General features: G+C 42.5%; 11 protein-coding genes. 4 read left to right on the top strand and 7 right to left on the bottom strand.

Going from position 1 to position 20,732, the window contains the following annotated elements:
* The first annotated feature begins 117 nt into the window (after window positions 1-117).
* Window positions 118-3,396 (top strand): S41 family peptidase, encoded by a 3,279-nt coding sequence (locus tag KTO63_RS13105; protein WP_217791773.1) that lies wholly within the window; start codon window positions 118-120, stop codon window positions 3,394-3,396.
* 136 nt (window positions 3,397-3,532) lie between these two features.
* On the opposite strand, the gene KTO63_RS13100 is transcribed toward KTO63_RS13105, so the two are convergent.
* A complete protein-coding gene (locus KTO63_RS13100; protein ID WP_232373162.1) occupies window positions 3,533-5,035 on the bottom strand; it encodes an oligosaccharide flippase family protein in 1,503 nt (500 codons plus the stop codon).
* A gap of 653 nt (window positions 5,036-5,688) precedes the next feature.
* On the opposite strand from KTO63_RS13100, the gene KTO63_RS13095 reads away from it, so the two are divergent.
* Window positions 5,689-8,874, top strand: coding sequence for a SusC/RagA family TonB-linked outer membrane protein (locus tag KTO63_RS13095; RefSeq protein WP_217791769.1), 3,186 nt, complete (start codon window positions 5,689-5,691; stop codon window positions 8,872-8,874).
* Window positions 8,875-8,884: 10 nt separating this feature from the next.
* Window positions 8,885-10,384 carry a SusD/RagB family nutrient-binding outer membrane lipoprotein gene (locus KTO63_RS13090; protein WP_217791767.1) on the top strand — a complete coding sequence of 500 codons (1,500 nt, stop codon included), beginning with the start codon at window positions 8,885-8,887 and terminating at the stop codon, window positions 10,382-10,384.
* Window positions 10,385-10,511: 127 nt separating this feature from the next.
* On the opposite strand, the gene KTO63_RS13085 is transcribed toward KTO63_RS13090, so the two are convergent.
* From KTO63_RS13085 to KTO63_RS13065, 5 genes are all read right to left on the bottom strand, one after another.
* The gene (locus KTO63_RS13085; RefSeq protein ID WP_232373161.1) at window positions 10,512-11,999 is read right to left on the bottom strand and encodes an alpha-amylase; all 1,488 of its coding nucleotides are present in this window, start codon (window positions 11,997-11,999) and stop codon (window positions 10,512-10,514) included.
* Window positions 12,000-12,341: 342 nt separating this feature from the next.
* Window positions 12,342-13,373: a Holliday junction branch migration DNA helicase RuvB gene (gene ruvB / locus KTO63_RS13080; protein ID WP_217791766.1), complete on the bottom strand. Its 1,032-nt coding sequence runs from the start codon at window positions 13,371-13,373 to the stop codon at window positions 12,342-12,344.
* A 192-nt stretch (window positions 13,374-13,565) separates the two neighbouring features.
* Entirely contained in the window at window positions 13,566-14,783 is a 1,218-nt protein-coding gene (locus tag KTO63_RS13075) for an OmpA family protein (RefSeq protein WP_217791765.1), read from the bottom strand.
* A 533-nt stretch (window positions 14,784-15,316) separates the two neighbouring features.
* A complete protein-coding gene (locus KTO63_RS13070; protein WP_217791764.1) occupies window positions 15,317-16,369 on the bottom strand; it encodes a sensor histidine kinase in 1,053 nt (350 codons plus the stop codon).
* Between the two features lie 103 nt (window positions 16,370-16,472).
* Window positions 16,473-17,165 (bottom strand): response regulator, encoded by a 693-nt coding sequence (locus tag KTO63_RS13065; RefSeq protein WP_217791762.1) that lies wholly within the window; start codon window positions 17,163-17,165, stop codon window positions 16,473-16,475.
* A gap of 163 nt (window positions 17,166-17,328) precedes the next feature.
* Between KTO63_RS13065 and KTO63_RS13060 the strand changes: the two genes are divergently transcribed.
* The gene (locus KTO63_RS13060) at window positions 17,329-19,533 is read left to right on the top strand and encodes a hypothetical protein (protein ID WP_217791761.1); all 2,205 of its coding nucleotides are present in this window, start codon (window positions 17,329-17,331) and stop codon (window positions 19,531-19,533) included.
* A gap of 132 nt (window positions 19,534-19,665) precedes the next feature.
* On the opposite strand, the gene KTO63_RS13055 is transcribed toward KTO63_RS13060, so the two are convergent.
* Window positions 19,666-20,712 carry an NAD(P)-dependent alcohol dehydrogenase gene (locus tag KTO63_RS13055; protein WP_217791759.1) on the bottom strand — a complete coding sequence of 349 codons (1,047 nt, stop codon included), beginning with the start codon at window positions 20,710-20,712 and terminating at the stop codon, window positions 19,666-19,668.
* Between the last annotated feature and the right edge of the window lie 20 nt (window positions 20,713-20,732).

Here is a 20,732-nt window from a genome sequence, read left to right as displayed (position 1 = left end):
TTACGAAATGTTGCGCATGTTTATTACTTTACCATCTATCCTTTTCATTTCACCTCTGTCGAATATCTATTGTATAAACACAGCCATTAATTAATTTTAGGAACTAAAAACTTGAACATGAAGTACTTACTAGGACTACTGCTGTCAGTAACCTCCCTTGCCCTTACCGCGCAGGAAAACCCTCTATGGATGCGCTACCCCGCCATCAGCCCGGATGGAAAAAACATTGCCTTCGGCTATAAAGGAGACATTTATGTTGTCCAAACATCAGGCGGAACCGCAGTGCCACTTACCATTCACGAGGCACAGGACATGATGCCTGTATGGAGCCACGATGGAAAATCAATCGCATTTGCAAGTGACCGCTATGGAAACTTTGATGTGTTCGTGATGCCGGCAACAGGCGGCGTTCCGGTTCGCCTGACTTACAACAGCGTCAGCGATTACCCGTACGACTTTTCGCCAGATGATAAGAAAGTCATTTTCGGTAGTTCACGCATTGTGCCTGCGAGTGACATTTTGTTTTATAGCCCACGTCTTTTTCAAAACCTTTACAGTGTAAGCACCAAAGGCGGACGTGCCTTGCTGATCAGTGCAGGCGGTTTTGAAAATGCGCACTACAACAATGCCGGAACACAAATCGTTTTCCAGGATAGAAAAGGTTATGAAGATCCGTGGCGCAAGCACCAGACTTCTTCTGTATGTCGCGATATATGGATAATGGATGTCGATAAAAAAACATTCACGAAAAAAAGCACGCACCAGGGCGAAAATCGCGAACCTTTATTTAGCAGCGACAATCAATCCATTTATTATTTGAGTGAAAATAAAGGCAGCCAGAATTTATATAAAATGCCTGTAGCGGCTGGTGCAGAGCAACAGCTCACAGATTTTAAAACGCATCCTGTTCGTCATTTAAGTGCAAGCAAAGACAACACTCTTTGTTTTACTTACAATGGAGAGATCTATACATTGAAAGAAGGAAGCGCTGCCGCAAAAGTGAATATTCAGATAAACAACGACGGCAGACAAGGCATTGAAAAAAATCTTCCTGTGAGTGGAAATGTTACAGAGTTTGCTTTGTCTCCAAACGGAAAAGAAGTCGCATTTGTGAGCAGAGGCGAAGTTTTTGTAACCAGCGTAGATGGTACGCAAACAAAAAGAATTACCAATACGCCGCAGCAAGAACGCATGGTGCAATGGAACCCCAATGGCCGAAGCGTTATCTATGCAGCAGAAAGAAACAACAGCTGGGACATCTACAGCACTTCCATTGTGAATAAAGACGAGCCTTATTTCTTCGCTTCTACTGTTTTAAAAGAAGAGCCAATTATTGCTACGGCTGCAGAAGAATTTCAACCAAAGTATTCTCCAGACGGAAAAGAAATTGCGTATGTAGAAGAGCGCAACATTCTGAAGGTTTACAATATTGCTTCGAAACAATCGAGAACAGTTTTGCCAAAGGGACGCAACTATTCTTACAGCGATGGCGACTGGAACTTCGACTGGAGCCCAAACAGCCAGTGGCTCGTAAGCGACGACCAGGAAGGCAATTGGTTCACCTCAAATGTCGCTTTACTAAAAGCAGATGCCAGCAACGGCATTCAACATCCATTGACAAGCGGCTTTGGACAGGGCAATGTAAAATGGAGCTGGAACGGAAAAGCATTAAGCTGGGTAAGCTCTAAAGAAGGCCGCAAATCGCTTGCCATGCAAGGAAGCCGCGAAGTAGATATTTATGTTGGCTTCTTCGATCAGGACCAATATGAAAGATTCAAATTGAGCAAAGATGATTTTACACTGCTGAAAGAAAAAGAAGACAAAGAGAAAGCTGAAAAGGAAAAGGCTGAAAAAAATAAAACAGCAGATGCCAACGCTTCGAAGAAGGTTGGTCCTTCGCACAAAGACACGGCTACATCTTTGAAGAGCTGGAACCCTGATATTGATAACATGGAAAATCGCGTAGCGAAATTAACGATCAATAGTTCTACTGTTTCTGACTATGCAGTTACGCCTGATGGCGAAAAAGTGTATTACCTGTCTGCCTTTGAAAAAGGTTTTGACCTTTGGGTAACAGAGCCAAGAACGCATGAAACGAAAGTACTGGCAAAGCTTGGCGGCACACAAAGCGGCATTGAAATGACAAAAGATGGCAAGGCTGTTTTTGTATTGAATAAAGGTTCCATTGTAAAAGTGGATGAAAATGGAAAAGTAAGCCCGATAGGCATTAACGCAGACATGGTGCTGAACCAGGCAGAAGAGCGCGCCTACATTTACAATCACGTATGCCGCCAGGTGCAAAAGAAATTTTATGATACTTCTCTGCATAAAGTAGACTGGAAAATGATGACGAGCAACTACGCACGCTTCTTACCACACATCAGCAACAACTACGACTTCCAGGAATTGCTGAGTGAACTGCTGGGTGAATTAAACGCTTCACATACCGGCGGACGTTACAGCCCAATGAATCCAAACGGTGATGCAACTGCCTCCCTGGGTTTGATCTATGATGAAACATATACCGGCAAGGGCATCAAGATCTCTGAAGTAATTGCGGGAGGACCGTTTGATAAATCTTACAGCAAAATCAAAAACGGCACTATCATTGAAAAGATAGATGGCATGCCGGTTACAGACAGTATTGATTTTGCTTCATTGCTTAACCGCAAGGTTGACAGAAATATTTTGCTTGACCTTTCTGATGGTGCTAGTGCTAAGTGGCAGGAAACTGCTAAACCAATTTCTATGGGAGAAGAAGTGGCACTGATGTACAAACGCTGGACCAAGAAAATGGAAGTAATGATTGATAAACTCAGCGATGGCAAAGTTGGCTATGTACACGTACAAGGCATGAACGACGCTAGTTTCCGCAATACATTTGACGCGGTTCTTGGTAAAAACTTTAATAAAAAAGCGTTGATCGTTGATACAAGATTTAACGGCGGTGGCTGGCTGCACGATGACCTGGCAACTTTCCTGAGTGGCAAGCGCTATCTCGATTTTGCTCCGCAAGGCAACCGACTTGGTGATGGTGAGCCAATGGGTCGCTGGACCAAACCAAGTTGCGTATTGATGAGTGAGGGCAATTATAGCGACGCATTCATTTTCCCATATGTCTACAAACAAAATGGCATTGGCAAACTAATAGGCATGCCTGTTCCGGGAACCGGTACAGCGGTTTGGTGGGAGCAACAAATCGATCCAACAATAGTCTTTGGCATTCCAATGGTAGCTACTATCGGCAAAGAAAACAGACCTACAGAAAACTTGCAACTTGAGCCAGATATTAAAGTGCCTTTGCCTTACGAAGATTTCTTGAATGGTAAGGACGTGCAGATAGAGGCAGCGGTGAGAGAGATGTTGAAGGAGATTGGAGGAACTGCTGCCAATTAATAATTAATAATTAGTAATTAATAGAGTGTCAGTCACTAAAAGAGCTCAACTGTATTAAAGTTGAGCTCTTTTGTTTTGTACTGTTTGCAAATAATTTCGCAAACAACCCTATTAATTATTCTTTATTAATTATTAATTACTTTAAGAATTTCCCAATTACCGGTAGCCGCTGAAACTCTTTCTTCTCCACTTTAAGAATGAAACTGATGTAGCCTAAAAGCAGAATGGTTCCGAATGCCATGCTCGCTAATTTGTTTGGAACGATGAAATAAAAGAGTCGTTGTATGAAGTAAAGTAAGACAACGATGACGATGTACGCGACAAGTTTTTTCCATGCATAAGGAACAGGATATTCTTTCTGTCCCCAGATAAATGAAATGATCATCATGGTGGCATAACATATGCAGGTTGCCCACGCACACGCCACATAGCTGAAATGTGGTACGAAGAAATAGTTGATCAAAAGTGTGATGGCCGCGCCGATGATGGTAATATAAGCTCCGGCCATGGTGCGATTGCTTAACTTGTACCAGATGGAAAGGTTATAGTAAATGCCCAGGAACATATTGGCGAGCAGTAAGACAGGCACTACTTTCAGGCCCTGCCACATGATAGGGTTGCGGATAAAGTTTTTCCAAACATCCAGATAAAGCACAACTACGAGAAACATTACACAAATAGTGATCACAAAAAATTTCATTACGCGTGCGTAAGTCTTTTGGGCATTGCCCACTTCTGCCTGCTTGAAAAAGAAAGGCTCCGCCCCCATCCTGAATGCCTGCACAAAAAGCGATATCAGCAAAGAGAGTTTATAACAAGCGCTGTAAATTCCAACGTCAAGCTTTTTAGCATCTGGTGTTAATGCGGGCGACCACCAGCCAAGCATTACGCGGTCAAATGTTTCATTGATAACACCGCCAAAGCCTACAATGATCAGTGGCAACGAATAGGTCATCATTTCTTTCCACAGACGCAAATCGAATTTCCACGAAAAAGAAAAAAACGTTTTCGACAACAACAGAAATGTAGAAGCAGAGGCAATGAGGTTCGCTATGATATAATACTTCACGCTTTCATCTTCCCTGTAAAAAATAGAAATCGGATGATGTGGGTTTGCTTTTTTGAAAGCTGGTAGAATAGACAAAAACAAAACCACAAATCCGATATTGATAAGGATGCCCGCAATACGTATGGCTGCAAATTTCAATGGTCTTCCTTCCAATCTTAGTTTGGCAAAAGGCAGAGCAGTTAAAGCATCTATGGAAATGATCATTATGCTCAGCGTAACATACTCCGGATGATTTTTTATAGTGAGCAACGTGGCAATGCTGTCGCGCCCAAGATACATGACCAAGGCAAGCATTGCAGTAGAAACAATGATAGACATGCAGCTCGTGCTGTAAACCTGCCCTTTGTATTGCTCCTTTTGCATGTATCGGAAGAAAGCCGTTTCAAGGCCGTATGTAAATATTACATTAAGGAATGGGATAGCCGCGTATACAATACTCATTTCACCGTAATCAACACCGGTCATTATCGCGGTAAGGTATGGCGTAAGCAAATAACTCAAAAACCGTGCTGCTATGGAACTGGCACCGTACCAGAAAGTTTGCGATGCCAGGGATTTTAGACTACTCAAATCATCTGTTGTTTTAGCAAATTTAGAAAATCCGAACGGAATGCCGTGGTTCGTGTCTCCACGGACCACCGCGCAATTGATCGTTCGTGAAGACACGAACCATGGCGTGAGGCTGAACATCTTTCGCTTCGCGACATTTAACATGTCGCCCCTACGGGGCTGATATTTGATTCGACGTTGCCTAACATTTTCTACTAACGTGCTGCCCCGCTGGGGCTGTCTGTAAACTCTTCGAATGTTTCAACAAGCCCCAGCGGGGCGACAGGTTAGTGGAAGAAGCACCGAAGGTAAATATTGCCAGCGAAACGCCATTTATAAAAAATTTAAAAAACAGGTATACATACCTGTTTACTTTATGGAAACTAATAGCTATTTTGTATTAATTGATTATTGCACAACATTTTGCCTCTTTTCCACAGTAGAAGATTCCACTAAAGACAGTTATTAGTTGTTGGTTGTTAGTTGTTAGACTTTAAAGACCGGCATTCAGCATTACACTAACCATCCTCATTTTATATTGAGTATTACACCCGACGCCTAATAACTAAAAACTAACAACCAACAACTGAGTGACCATCCTGCGATTGCTTACCGCTTAGAGCGTTTATTCTTAACACCATATATTGTCTAACCTTAAAAAAAACCGATCTGCCATGAGAATAGCAATTACACTGGCATTCCTATGCCTGCTAGTGCTTCAGCAGCATGTGGCCATTTGTCAAACACGGCTTATCACCGGCACTGTAAAGGACGCAAAAAACAGTCCTGTACCATTTGCCACGGTTCACCAGAAAGGAACACAAAAAACAGTCAGCACAGATGAAAAAGGAAACTTCAGGATCGAAGTGTCCGGAAGCAATCCTGTTCTTGAAATTTCATCCACAGGCTTTGCTTCGCAAGAAGTAAACCTTACTTCCGGCAACTCTTACAATGTTGCTTTACAACAAGGAGGGAATTTGTCAGAGGTAGTGGTAACAGCGCTCGGCATTACCCGAAAAGATCGTTCCATCGGGTATTCTACGCAACAAATAAGCGGAGAAAATCTTACGGTGGCCAAGGAGCAAAACGTTCTTGGCTCGCTTGCAGGAAAAATTTCCGGCGTACAGCTTTCAGGTTCTTCTGCCGCCAGCATGGGTGGCACCCAAAAGATCCAACTGCGTGGTATAAACTCCATCACGGGCGAAGGCGAGCCTTTGATAGTTGTTGATGGAACCCCGTTTTCCAACACTAACTATGCGACTAAAAACGGGCGCGACTATGGTGACATTGCGCAGGACATCAATCCCGATGATGTTGAATCCATCACCGTACTAAAAGGACCTTCTGCCGCCGCTTTGTATGGATTGCGCGGCCAATACGGCGCCATTATGATCACCACGAAAAAAGGAAGCAGGAACAGAAAACCGACTGTCAACTTCAGTTCTTCTTTTACTTTGGATAAGGCTGGAAATTATATGCCGTTGCAAGACATTTACGGAGCCGGCTCCAGCTTGAATTTCCCAACCATTGATATAAACGGCGTAGAAACAAAATACGTTGATGGCACTTGGGATGAAAGCTGGGGACCCAAGATGGATGGCACGCCGGTAAGGCATCAGTACAGCTTCTACCCTGCCGATCCCGACTTTGGAAAAGCAACGCCGTTCGTTCCACAGCCGGATAACATCAAAGATTATTTTGAAACAGGTCATACCATCAACAACAGCATTTCATTTGCCGGAGGCGGAGAAAACACCAGCTTCCGTTTGTCTTACAACAATACTACGATCAAGGGCATTGAACCTAACACATGGTTAAAAAGAAATAATCTCAGCTTGAATGGAACCATTAACGTGTTGCCGAACCTGAGTGTTTCAGCAAACCTCAATTACGCAAACAACAGTGCCCAACGGCCCTCGCAAGGTTACCAGGCTTTGGGTTCAAGAAATATGTACCAGTGGTTCGAGCGCAACCTTGATATGAATAAGCTTAAGCAGTACAAATATTCAGATGGGACCTTTTACCAATGGAACGTAAACGATCCTAATGATGAGGGCATTTACGAAGACATGACGCCGATCGACTGGAACAACCCCTATTTTGATGCATACGAAAATCCCGCTCATGACTCGCGAGACCGGTTCTTTGGCAATGTTGGTGTTAGCTACACCATTATTCCCGGCTTGCAGGTTAGCGGTTTTATAAGGCAGGACAACTACACACAAAATATTGATAAACGTAACGCAGAAGGCGGCAGAGGAACGCCCATGTTTTCTATCGGCAAATATGAAAACAAAGAAAACAACTACGAGTTCCTGGCGCAGTATAATAAAGAGTTCGGCAAGTTTTCTGTAGCGGCTGCTTTGGGTGGAAATATTTTGAAACAGAATTATTCCTACCTCTACCAGGAAACTGTTGGCGGCCTTGTTACTCCAGGCTTCTACAACATTTCGAACTCTTTGGAAAGACCAAACGTTGAAAATTATTTGAGAAAGAAAGAAGTAAGAAGTGCGTACGGTTCTTTAACACTCGGTTACAACAACACATACTTTTTAGATGCGACTTTGCGCAGGGATATTTCATCAACGCTTCCTCCGGATAACAATGCCTATATTTATCCATCAGTTTCTGCAAGCTTTGTGTTTAGCGAGTTGTTGAAATGGCAACCGCTTTCCTATGGCAAGTTGCGCTTGAGTTTTGCGCAAGCCGGCGCAGATCTTCTGCCATACAAAACAACGTCCTTCTATAATCTTGGTTCGCCGTACAATGGTAATTTCCCTGAGTATGTGCCTGATAGTCTTTCCAACGGCTCATTGGAGCCTTCCCTCTCTACAGCCTATGAAGCAGGCGTTGATCTTCGCTTTTTCAAGGATCGCTTAGGTATTAGCGCCACTTACTATCACCAGGAAAACAAATCGGCCATTCTTGACCTTGATATTTCCGGAGCCAGCGGCTATCAAACTTATGTGATCAATGCAGGCAACATCCAAAACAAAGGTTTGGAATTAACACTCAATGCCATTCCTGTAAAAACAAAAAATACAAACTGGAGCACTACTATCAACTATGCGTACAACAGGAACAAAATACTTGAATTGTATCCCGGTTTGAATTCTTTATTGCTCGATCAAAATACGTATGCCAGGGTAAGCATGTATTTGCTGGCAAATGTTGGCGAGGCGTTTGGAACCATTGTTGGCAATGGTTATAAACGCGATCCCAAAACTGGAAAGATATTGCTGGGCACGAACAACATGCCGCTATATGAAACAGGCCATAACCTTGGCACAGCAGTTCCAAAATTCACAGGAGGCTGGCAGAACACCGTGAATTGGAAAAACTTTGACTTCACTGCCAATATAGATTTTCAAAGCGGTGGCAAATTTATCAGCTGGACAAGAATGCTTGCGGTTAAAAGCGGACAGGCTGCTGAAACAGCAGCAACGAATGACAAAGGAAAAAATATACGCGATCCATTGGCAGACGGAGGCGGCTTTAAAGTAGAGGGTATTTCCGCAGCAACCGGCCAGGACGTTACAGCCTATGTTTCTGCAAGAACTTACTACAGAAATACAATCGGCACGCAAGTGTATGAAGAGTGGGCCTATGATGCTTCTTACATTCGAATGAGGGAGATGCGCCTCGGCTACACATTTGCAAAAGCAAACTACGCGAAGCTTCCTTTCCGGAGTATCAACATTGCGTTTATCGCCAGAAACCCTTTCATGATATGGCAGAAGGCACCCAAGGGCGTGAATCCTGCAGAACTGGCTACCGGCGCGTCTTCGCTGAATTGGCTGGAGACTGGGCAGCTGGCTACAGTTCGTTCCTATGGTTTAAATCTTAATGTTAATTTTTAAACAACACGTCATGAAAAATTACTTAATCTATATACTTTTTATCATTGCAATAAGTATTGGCCAAACGGGTTGTACCAAATTTCCTGATAGCATCAATGTCAATCCGAATGCGCCAACCAATGCATCAAACGCTCAATTGCTCACATATGCGATCAATCACATGGCCGATGAAATCGAGTCATCTTATGGCATACTCTATGCACAGCATTGGGCCGAGCTTCCTTACACAGACAACTCACGATACACTGTTGTGAGTTTTGATTTCTATGATATTTACTCACAACCGCTGGAGAATTTGTACACCATCCTTAATGCAAAAAGCTACAATGTAAACGAAGGTTCTGAAGCAAATCAGAAAGCAGTTGCAAGAATTTTGAAGGCCTATTATTTCTGGCAAATCACAGACAGATGGGGCGATATTCCCTACACCAATGCATTGAAAGGGAAAGACAATCTCACGCCTACTTACGACAAGCAACAGGACATCTACACTGATCTCTTTAAAGAGTTAAAAGAAGCTGTTGCGCAAATTGATAATGGAAATGCTGTAACAGGTGATGTTCTGTATGATGGAGACATGGATAAATGGCGAATGTTCGCCAACTCCATTCGTATGATCATGGCACTGCGATTGTCGAAGATTGATGCGACAACGGGCAAGGCTCAATTTAATGATGCCATGCAAGCAGGTGTATTTTCAGACAACAGTGAGAGTGCTGTGTACGCACATTTGCCGGAGGCCAATTACGAAAATTATTGGTACACTGTCGATGAAGTGCAAAACCGCCAATGGTATTGGACGAGCGCAACGTTGGTTAACTATATGAAGCCGCTTAAAGATCCGCGCCTGCCAACATTTGCAGAAAAGAACAGTCATGGCGATTACGTGGGCGTTCCTTACGGACTTGATGGCGATGCCATTGCAAATATTAAAACAGCAGATGTCTCTTACACCGGATTGCACATACGCTCGCAAAATGCGCCAACATTCATCGTCACCTATGCGGAACTTTTATTTGCCCAGGCCGAAGCAGCAAAAATTGGCTGGATCAGCGGCGGCGATGCAAGTGCTGAAACCTTTTACAACAAAGGGATTGAAGCTTCCATAAGACAATGGAACAGAAATTATTTGAAGGACTACAATGCAAGCGGCAATCCTCCTGAAAAGAATTATGATCCAACCGACACAGGCGATACTACCGGCCTCGCGGTGTTAATGGCGCAACCTTCCGTGAAGTACAGTGCAACGGATGCACTGAAACAAATCGGCTATCAAAAATGGGTGCACCTGTATACCAACGGTTACGAAGCATGGGCCGAGTGGAGAAGAACGGGTTATCCAAGTTTGTCGCCTGCACCAAATAACAACAACATTGCCATCCCCCGCAGGCAAGGCTATCCAACTACCGAGCAAACCATCAATGGCACAAATTATAAAGCCGCAGTATCACAGCAGTCCGGCTTAAATGGCAAGGATGATTTGACGGGAAGGATTTGGTGGGACAAATAGTAGGAAGAATTAATAATTAATAATTAAAAATTAATAGGGTTACATTCTTTACAGGATGTAACCCTCGCCTTTTAGAAATAGACGATGCAGCTTACACCGGTGATCCCGCTCTATTAATTCTTAATTATTAATTATTAATTCGCTCCACCCACACCGATACACTCGACGGCGCCACATGAAATTCCCCAAAGCCATGTTCATCAATGGTTACAGTGCCGTGGTGATGTTCGAAACAATCAACGAATACTTTTCCGGCATGTCGCTTACCTATTTCCATGCGTTTGTGTTGTTCGCCGTTATTGGAAATTAGAACAGCTATGCCTGAGTTCTTCTTTTCTGCAATTCCTTCGCGTGTCCAGCCGATGCAATGATAATTGTCTATGTAGTCACGTTGTGTACCGTAAGCGTAATCTTTTCTTAGCAATAGTAGTTTTTCCAATTCATCTACTTTAGGCAAATGGATGTCATAGTAGTTGCCATCGCAGCCCTGGCCCACATAATTTGTTCCATACAGATCGGGATGAAAAATACATGGATAGCCTTCTTGCCGCAGCAATATGATCGCGTATGCAATTGGTTTGAACCAATGCTCGACTACTGCTTCCAATGCTTGCAGTGGCTGTGTATCATGGTTCTCAACAAATGTTACAGTGAGCTCTGGTTTTGCGGCAATAAGTGTGTTATTGAAAATGGTGGTAAGGTCATAGTCACTTCCTATCCGTGAAGCGTAATGAAATTTATGGTGGAGCACAGTATCAAACAAATGCATTCTGCCTTCCGTTACTTCAATGTATTTCAGGAGCTCGTGATTGGTCTCAGTAAACCAACACTCGCCAACAAAAAATAAATCAGGATCGATTTCGCGTTTGATATAATCTATCCAGTTGTTGAAGAAGTGATGCGGAATATGTTTCACTGCATCTAGTCGCAACCCGTCAAATTGCACAGTGTCATAATACCATTTGATCCATTTTTTCAACTCATATCTTACGTGTGGATTTCTGAATTCTATATCGGACAACATAAGAAAATCAAAGTTCCCTTTTTCGTCATGAAAGATATCTTCCCAGCCTTCACCAAAATCATTTTGAATGCTGTATATCTGCTGGTGCCCTTCTTCAATGGCATCAATGCCGGTAAAGCATGTATGATCCCACTGAAATTGCGAGTACTTTCCACGTCTTCCGGGAAATGAAAATTTCGTGTGTGCCTCGAGATCCACCACATCACTTATAAATTCATTTCTGTTATCAGGATTTACTTTTCTTGCTCTAACTACTTCACGTTCACCTCCGCCCATGTGATTCAATACAATATCCACATATATCTTCAAACCTGCGGCACGAGCTGTTTTTACAGCATCAATATATTCCTGCTTCGTACCATACTTTGTGCGAACCGTTCCTTGTTGATTGAATTCACCGATGTCGTAAAGATCATACACATCGTAGCCTTCAGATGAAATGCCTTTCATTCCCTTGTAAGCGGGTGGCAGCCAGAGAGAAGTAATACCGAGTTCTACGAGCCTGTTAGTTTCTTCTTTTAACTCCTTCCATAAACAGTCATCCTGTGAACAATACCACTCGAAAAACTGCATCATTGTTTTGTTCTGCATAAAAATCTCCTTTTCGACAATTAGTCAGTTTTGTAATGTTGTTGCTGCCTTTTGCAAAAAAATGATTCCCTGATTTTATAAACTTCTAAAAATCAGTTCGTAAAAATTTGAGAGTTATATGTGCGGGGAAAAGAATCAACAGAAAAAAGGTAGATTTTGTGATAGTGCGGGTGCGGGAATTCACCACTAAGGCACTAAGGACACTAAGCCTCACTAAGAATAAAATACAATTAGAGAGAACATAAGAGATGAGTTTAGAAATAAACTACTCCTTGTGCCCTTTGATCAAAATATACCTTAGTGAGGCTTAGTGTCCTTAGTGCCTTAGTGGTAATAAAAAATTTAGAATAGAAGCTGGTCATTACTTCCGCGCCCCGGTTTCTTACCCAGATGCTCATACGCTTTGGCGGTTACCTCGCGGCCGCGGGGAGTGCGCTGAATAAACCCTTCCTGGATCAGGAATGGTTCGTAGACTTCTTCGAGTGTGCCGGGTTCTTCACCTACAGCAGTGGCGATGGTTGAAATACCAACAGGACCGCCTTTGAATTTTTCAATGATTGTGTTGAGAATGCGATTGTCCATATCATCCAATCCGTATTCATCTACATTCAATGCTTTCAATGCATGTTGCGTAATGCCCAGATCAATTTGCCCGTCGTTCAGCACTTGTGCAAAGTCGCGCACACGACGAAGCAAACCATTTGCGATACGAGGTGTTCCGCGGCTCCTACGTGCTATTTCTCCGGCCGCGTCAGATGTGATGTTAGTATTCAAAATACCTGCAGCACGCTCAATAATCTTTTTTAGCGTAGCGGCATTGTAATATTCAAGTCTTGATTTTATGGCAAACCTTGATAGCAGCGGTGCAGTCAGCAAACCACTTCTTGTAGTGGCGCCTATTAAAGTAAATGGATTCAATGAAAGCTGTATACTTCTTGCATTAGGGCCACTATCGATCATAATGTCAATGCGATAATCTTCCATCGCCGCATACAAATACTCTTCTACAACGGTGCTCAAACGATGTATCTCATCAATAAACAAAACATCATTTGGCTCGAGGTTGGTCAACAATCCGGCAAGGTCACCCGGCTTTTCAATAACCGGTCCGGATGTTTCTTTAATGTTTACACCCAATTCATTCGCCACAATTCTCGACAATGTTGTTTTACCCAAACCCGGAGGGCCATGAAACAACACGTGGTCCAATGCCTCACCGCGTATTTTGGCGGCTTTGATGAAAATCTTAAGATTTTCAATTGCCTGTGGCTGACCCGAAAATTCGGCAATCTGCTTCGGCCTTATGTTATTCTCAAACTCCTTCTCGGCAGCAGATAATTGCGATTTGTCGTTATTTAAACTGGGATTTGACATCGATGCAAATATAGAAGTTGTTGGTTGATAGTTGTTGGTTGTTGGGCTTGAAAGATAAATTTTAAGAATTGAATTTCATCCGCCTATTAAGTAGGAATATTACTCCTAAAGTCTAACAACCAACAACTATCAACTAACAACTAAAAATGCCGATCACGAAGACCGGCATTTATTTATCAAATCAAGCTTTTTTTACTTCTCCCTCACGCTTACAGATATGTGTCTGTCCATTTTTCTTTCTTCATCAGAAGCATCTGCTGCGGCTTTCGCATACATTGATCCGTAGCCTTCTCCACCCAGCAGTTGGGCACCTTTTGCACCTGCAGCTTTAATGGCATCTGAAGTTGCCTTAGCCCTGTCGGTTGACAATTTCATGTTCGCTGAGCTATCGCCTGTCTTATCTGTATAGCCGCCTATCTTGATTTTTACTTTTGGATAGGCTTTCAAAATGGCAGCTATATTATTGATCTGCTTTTGGCTCTCAGGTGTAATTTTGGCGCTTCCTGTTTCAAAGTTCAAATCGTCAAAATCGAACCATACATCTTTACCTGGTTTTGCATTCTCGTCATTCAGGAAGGCTACCAGTTTGTCTTCTATACCTCCTTTCCAGGCATCCAACTCGGTGCCATCAGGTAGTTTTACTTTCAATGATTCACGCGCAGGAGCTGCCGGTGGAACAGCGCTTACAGTTGTCGTATCCTGCTTCATTACATTGGTAGTATCAGCAGGTGGTGGAGGCGGTACATTTTTGTTGCAACTGCGCATCAGATACCATAACAATGCTATCAGCACAATCGCAATCAATAGCCACAGCAACCAGTTAGTGCCAGATTTTTCAGCAGGTGGCAAACTAGCATTGTAAGCCGTGTCTGCCGGTCTCATCGTTTTACCAAGTGTTGGTAATGTGAATCCCGCAGGCAATGCATTTAAAATATCCTGTTTTTGCGAACCGAGCCAATTTGTAAGCCCACTGGCCGACAGATTATTACTTGTTGCCTCCTTGCCTATAAACCCCAATGCTATAGGAGCAATGGCGCTCAGAATGCTGGTTGCGGTTGATGATTTTATGCCTGAAAAATTGGAGATCAGGTTTCCGATCACGCCACTGTTATTACCAAATATGCTGCTTATAAATGACGAACCTGTGCTGAGCAAACTGCTTCCGGCGCCGGAGAAAAGATTTTCGGGAGCCTCTGGCATGCCAGACGCTGCTGCCTGTTTGGCCGCATTCAACAGGTTGGTGCCCCCATCGGACTGCGCATTGCCTATAATGCCGGCAAGCACTGCCGGTATACCTGCATTTACGGCTTTGCTAACGGCAACATTGTTTTCTCCCAACAGCGAGGCTGCTTTGCTGATAAAATCGCTGTGGAAGTAGTTTTTTACAGAATCGAGAAGACTGAATGCCATGACTTTGTTTTTTTAATTTTAAGAAATAGGATCAAGTAGTTATGGGGATGAGCCTTCGAAGGGAGGAGAACTAACCTGTGAACGAGTAGAACAAACTAATGACTTAAGAGTTTAACTATTTTGAAAGAAAGAGCCAGAATATTGGAAATGAAATATTTGAAGTAAGCAGGAAAGTGAATGGTGAAACGTGGATCGTAAATAGGTCTTTACTTGTGATTGTCTCATTAATCAGGTACCAACAATCCACGATTCACCATTGACAATTACATGCAAATTCCGTTCCCCCGCCAATTTAATTATTGCGTAATGTTTGGGTAATCATTACGTAATAATGGGGGAATACTTTTGTACTGCTCTTATTTACTTGTTGTGTTAATCAAATGGTTTTAATTGAGCAAAGAATAGAATTTTCTCATGCAGTTTCCGCTTCATGTCTATGAAGCGGTTTTTTTATTAATTGAAAATTGAAAATTGAAAGTTGAAAATGGGTGGCCAGCTTAATTTTCAACTTTCAATTTTCCATTTTCAATTAACTACAGGTCTTTCTTCTTTTCCAGCGTAAACCCAATAGTCGTTCCCACATCTGGCGTGCTGCGTACGTGCATGGCCTGTCCGTGAGCTTCTATGATGTGTTTACAAATAGCGAGACCGAGGCCGGCGCCTCCTTTGTCGCGGCTGCGACCTTTATCTGTGCGGTAAAATCTTTCAAAAATGCGTGGCAGGTGTTCCTTCTCAATGCCTATTCCATCGTCGCTTATTTCCACCAAAATTCTGTCGCCTTCAGTCTTGTAAACGCTGGCAACAATATTGCCCTCTATTTTCCCATATTTGCGGGCATTATCGATAAGGTTGATAAGCACCTGTCTTACTTTTTCTTTATCCGCAAAAACCGTTACCGGAGCCTCGCAGCCTTTCTTAATGGAAGTGCGAATTTGCTTTTCGGTCATTTTAATGGACAAAGATTCGTAGACTTCTTTTATAAGATCCTGTATTACAAAGTTTTGCTTATACAAGATCTGCTCGCCTCTTTCCAGCTTGGAAATCTCATCAAGGTCGTTCATGAGGTGAACCAGACGGTCAACATTGCGGGCCGTATTTTCCAGGAATCTTTTTCTAACCTCGGGATTATCCATCGCTCCATTCAACAGCGTATCTACATAACCCTGGATGGCAAAAATGGGCGTTTTGAACTCATGCGCCAGGTTTTGCAAAAACTCCTTCCTGTAAGCTTCATTTTTCTTGAGAATGTCAATCTCGTCACTTTTTTGTGCGGCCCATTTCTCAACATCCTGACTTACTTCGTCAATGCTTTTATGTGGAATAATGTATTTGTAGTAAACCTCTTCCTTTTTGCTTGCCTTTGTTTCATAAATGAACTTGTAAATCAGCTTTATCCTCCGGTAAATGAACTGCTGCAAAAAAAACAGTATGAGAAAATAGGCTACAGTATAAAGTATGATCAGGGTAAGCAAAGCCACCCACCAATTACCAATAAAAATGAAGTTGGCAATTGCCACCAATACTGATATAGACGCCGCGTTGATAGCGGCTATTTGCCGGGGGGAAAGATTTTTTGCAACAGACATGTATAAAAAGTAAAAATTCAAAAGTAAAAAATCAAAAAGAAAGGACCTCTGCGAAGTACCTTTTTTGACTTTTTAATTTTTACTTTTTACTTAGGTAAGTAATTTATTGAAGGTCAAATTTGTAACCAACACCCTTCACGGTGGTTATACAATCCAGACCCAATTTCTGGCGAACTTTTCTGATGTGTACGTCGATGGTTCTGTCACCAACAATCACTTCGTTGCCCCAGATCTGGTTTAATATTTCGTTTCTTAAAAAAACTCGTCCTGGTTTTGAAGCCAGCAAGTACAGCAATTCAAACTCTTTTTTCGCCAATGTAATTTCCTCATCTCCCACCTTCACTATAAACCTCACGGGATCAATTACAATTTTGTCAATTGTCAAAACGCCGCTGCCATTTTCGTCTGAAGGTTTGCTTACTCTTCTGAAAAGCGCATTTACCCTGCTCAGCAATAATTTCGGGCTTATTGGTTTGTTCACATAGTCATCAGCACCTTTGTCAAAACCTTTTACCTGTGAAGATTCGTCGCTCAGGGCTGTAAGGAAAATGATCAGTGTTTCTTTAAAGTTTGGCTGTGATCTTAGAATTTCACACACTTCTACGCCCGTTTTCTTGGGCATCATGATGTCTAAAATAATAAGGTCCGGTTTAACCAGTTTCGCCTTGTTCAAGGCGTCATCGCCATCTTTCGCGGTGTACACGTTGTAGCCTTCCCCTTCCAGATTATATCCAATGATTTCCAATATATCCGGCTCGTCATCAGCTATAAGTACCTTTTTTCCTTTGGATTCCATTTAACAATTTGTTTACGCAAAGTTAATTTACGCCATAATGCATAAATTACGAATTCGATTATGAAATTGTTAAGCTACAGGCAAATCCGGCCTGTATTACCTTAATGTTAAGGCAGGTATATTTATTGATAGTATTTTTGCTGATAATTGGAACCCGTTAGTTATGAATAAATTAATAGCCCTGCTCCTTGGCCTGGCATTATTACAGAATGCAGATGCGCAGAACGATTACCCTGTTGACAAACGACGGGTGCTTTTTCACGATGGAATAGATAAATATCAGAAAAAAGTCTACTCACTTGATGGGAAAACAGATTCTACTATAATGATCGCCCGGGATGAAACCGTAAACCTTCAAATAGAATACGCCCTTATTGACAAAGTAGATGAGCTGCAGAAAACAATAGAACTGGACTCCACCCTTTCGCACAATGCAAAAATCAAGTACCTGCGTGGGCTGGAAACGATGGTTAAAGGATATGTGACAAATTATCGCAAGCGTGATTTTCCCGCTACCATGGCGCCGGCGCTGGTAAATGGATTTGAACAGGGAATGGCGTTGGATGAAAAAGGCCAAAGCATTGAACCAGTGGTAAACAATAACATTTATGCCGTTGGAAAAATATTGATCGATTGCTTTGCAATATTGCCGGAAAATCCCGGAACGCAGGTTTCTAAGATCATCATCATCAGAAAATATCTGTCAAACCACCCCGATGAAATTTTAAATACGCTCAAAACAAATACTGATCTTCCTTTTACCGACAGTTTGATCGCCGTGGCTGCGCACAACGACCCGATGCGATTGTATGACTTCGCCTCTGCGCATGACAAGCTGAGTGGAAGAATACATTCAAACCAGGATTCGCTGGTGCAAACAATAGTGCTGTTGTCCAAAAGCAAAAGCGGACAGCTGTATTTCCCATTCCTCGACATGCTGGTAAAAAACAAGATCACCATCGAGGAAATTGACAAGCAAAAGGAAAATGACATCAGCTATTACAAGTTGCTGGTAAAAACAAGGATCGATTATGTGGGACGCGTAATAGGACCGCAAAAAGATACTCCGATGGAAATGGATGCGCTTACTAAAATGATGGTGAGCAAAGCAAAAAACACTTTCATTTCCCAGATTAATGGCCTGCATGACAGCCCTGATCCTGTAAGATTTAAAGTACTTGACCCGCTGAATGCGCAGGAGCTTTACTATTTGTGCGTGTTGGGTGAAGAAGAAATTTACACATCCAGCTATATCGGCGTTTTCAAGCGCATATTCCAAAAAATGAAAGTGCCGCGTGGTGATAGTCTGATTTTGAGCGTAAATGCAGATTATTTCAGGAAGTTCATCAAAATGGCCGCAGCTTATAACACTTTGAATGATTTTCTGAAATCTATGCCACAGGAAAATGCAACATCTTTGATGCGTGCGTTTATGTTCGGGCTCGAAAAATCTGCAACCGCCAAAAACATGGAAGATGCCGTAGACGTGGCGGATTCTTACAGCAGCATTTTCGAAAAGAACAAACAAGTGGCAAAGTTGATGCTGGATGAAGCCAACTGGAACTTTACCCGTTGCCAGAGGAACAATGACAAGAACGGACAAGTGGTATATATGCTGGAAAAAACGTTGTTTGAATCTGCAGATACCAGCAAGAATATCGACCTTGCCCAAAAGCTCGGCATACCTCCTATTTACTCTGTTAATTACAATGCATTGGTGGATGACAGCGGACGCATTGTTCAGCAGGTTTTCTTTTATGGTGATGAGGATAAGGACGGACAAAATTCTTACGCCAACTTCATGAGCCTGTTTCGCGGAAGGCCAGAGTGGAGCGTTGCTGAAAATCCTAACTGGGTAACGATCAAATCTACAAAAGGCAAACCGGTTTGGATATTTGCCAACAAACCATTGTATGGCGAAAATGATCCCGATGCAAAAGCACAGGCAGCATTGGATCAATATCTTGACTCAAAGGACATTCACCCCACCATCTTCATACACCGTGGTCACAGCTATCACGTAAAGTATTCGTTGGAGCAAATTCAGCCTTCGGCAAAAATTGTGATCCTCGGCTCTTGTGGCGGGTATAATAATTTACACGAAGTGCTTTCCATCAGTGAAGATGCGCACATCATTTCTTCCAAGCAAGTGGGCACAAGAACGGTAAATGAACCTATATTAGAAGAGATCAACAAAGCGATCCGCAATGGCAAAAACATCGAATGGATGAATATGTGGAGCGACTTATCCAAACGTTTTTCCGGCGAAGCCAAAAGCAGGTTTGAAGATTACATTCCGCCGTATAAGAATTTGGGAGCGCTGTTTATAAAGGCTTATAAGAAGCAAGTGGAAGTGGAGGAAAATTAATAATTAATAATTGATAATTAATAGGGCCGCATTCGTTATTGAATGCGGCCCTTGCTTTATGTCTAATCTCGAAAGAATGTCACTCCCTTAGTTCGAAGATGCGTCTATTAATTATTCATTATTAATTATTAATTACTTCAAAGACGCAATATCAATCACAAACCTATACCTCACATCTCCTTTTAGCATTCTTTCGTATGCATCGTTAACATCCTGAATATTGATGACTTCTACATCAGCAGTGATATTTTTTTCAGCGCAATAATCAAGCATTTCCTGCGTTTCTTTCAAACCACCAATCATAGAGCCGATAATGCTTCTGCGATTGTTCAGCAATTTGAATGCACCTACTTGTGAAGGTTGTTCAGGCAACCCAACAACAATCAGTTTACCATTGAGGGCCAGCAAATCCAGATATTGTTCATAGCTGTGATTGGCAGAGGCTGTATCAAGGATCACATCAAAATAGTTGTGGTATTTTTTCATTCCTTCCGCATCTGTAGTCAGTGCAAAATTGTGAGCGCCTAATTTTTTCGCGTCGGCTTCTTTAGATTTTGAAGTGCTTAGCATGGTTACTTCTGCACCAAATGAAGCAGCAAATTTAACACCCATGTGACCCAAACCGCCAAGGCCAACAACGCCTACTTTTGTGCCTTCTTTCACACCAACATAACGCAAAGGTGAATAGGTGGTGATACCCGCACACAGCAGCGGAGCAACACCTTTAAGGTCTGCATTTGGAGAAATTTTCAAAGTGTACTTTTCGTCCACAACAATTTGTGTAGAGTAACCGCCTTGTGCAATTGTTTTTTTATCGCGCTCGTAACCGTTGTACGTGCCGGTCATTCCTTCCACGCAATAGTTTTCGAGGTCCTGTTTGCAATGATCGCACACACGACATGAATCGATCAACACGCCCACGCCGGCAATGTCGCCCACTTTGAACTTTGTTACATTCGATCCTACGTTTACCACTTTGCCGACAATCTCATGTCCCGGCACCATTGGATAAATAGAACCGCCCCACTCGTTTCTTATCTGGTGAAGGTCTGAGTGACAAACTCCGCAATAAAGAATTTCTATCTGAACATCATCTGGTCTAACATCCCTGCGCTCGAAATCATAAGGCGCCAAAGGAGTTATGGCACTTTGAGCTGCATACGCTTTTGTTGCTATCATTGGTTGATTTTTTAAATAAA

The sequence above is a fragment of the Pinibacter aurantiacus genome, assembly GCF_019130065.1.
Taxonomy (GTDB): domain Bacteria; phylum Bacteroidota; class Bacteroidia; order Chitinophagales; family Chitinophagaceae; genus Pinibacter; species Pinibacter aurantiacus.
This window is presented reverse-complemented; position numbering and strand designations above follow the sequence as displayed.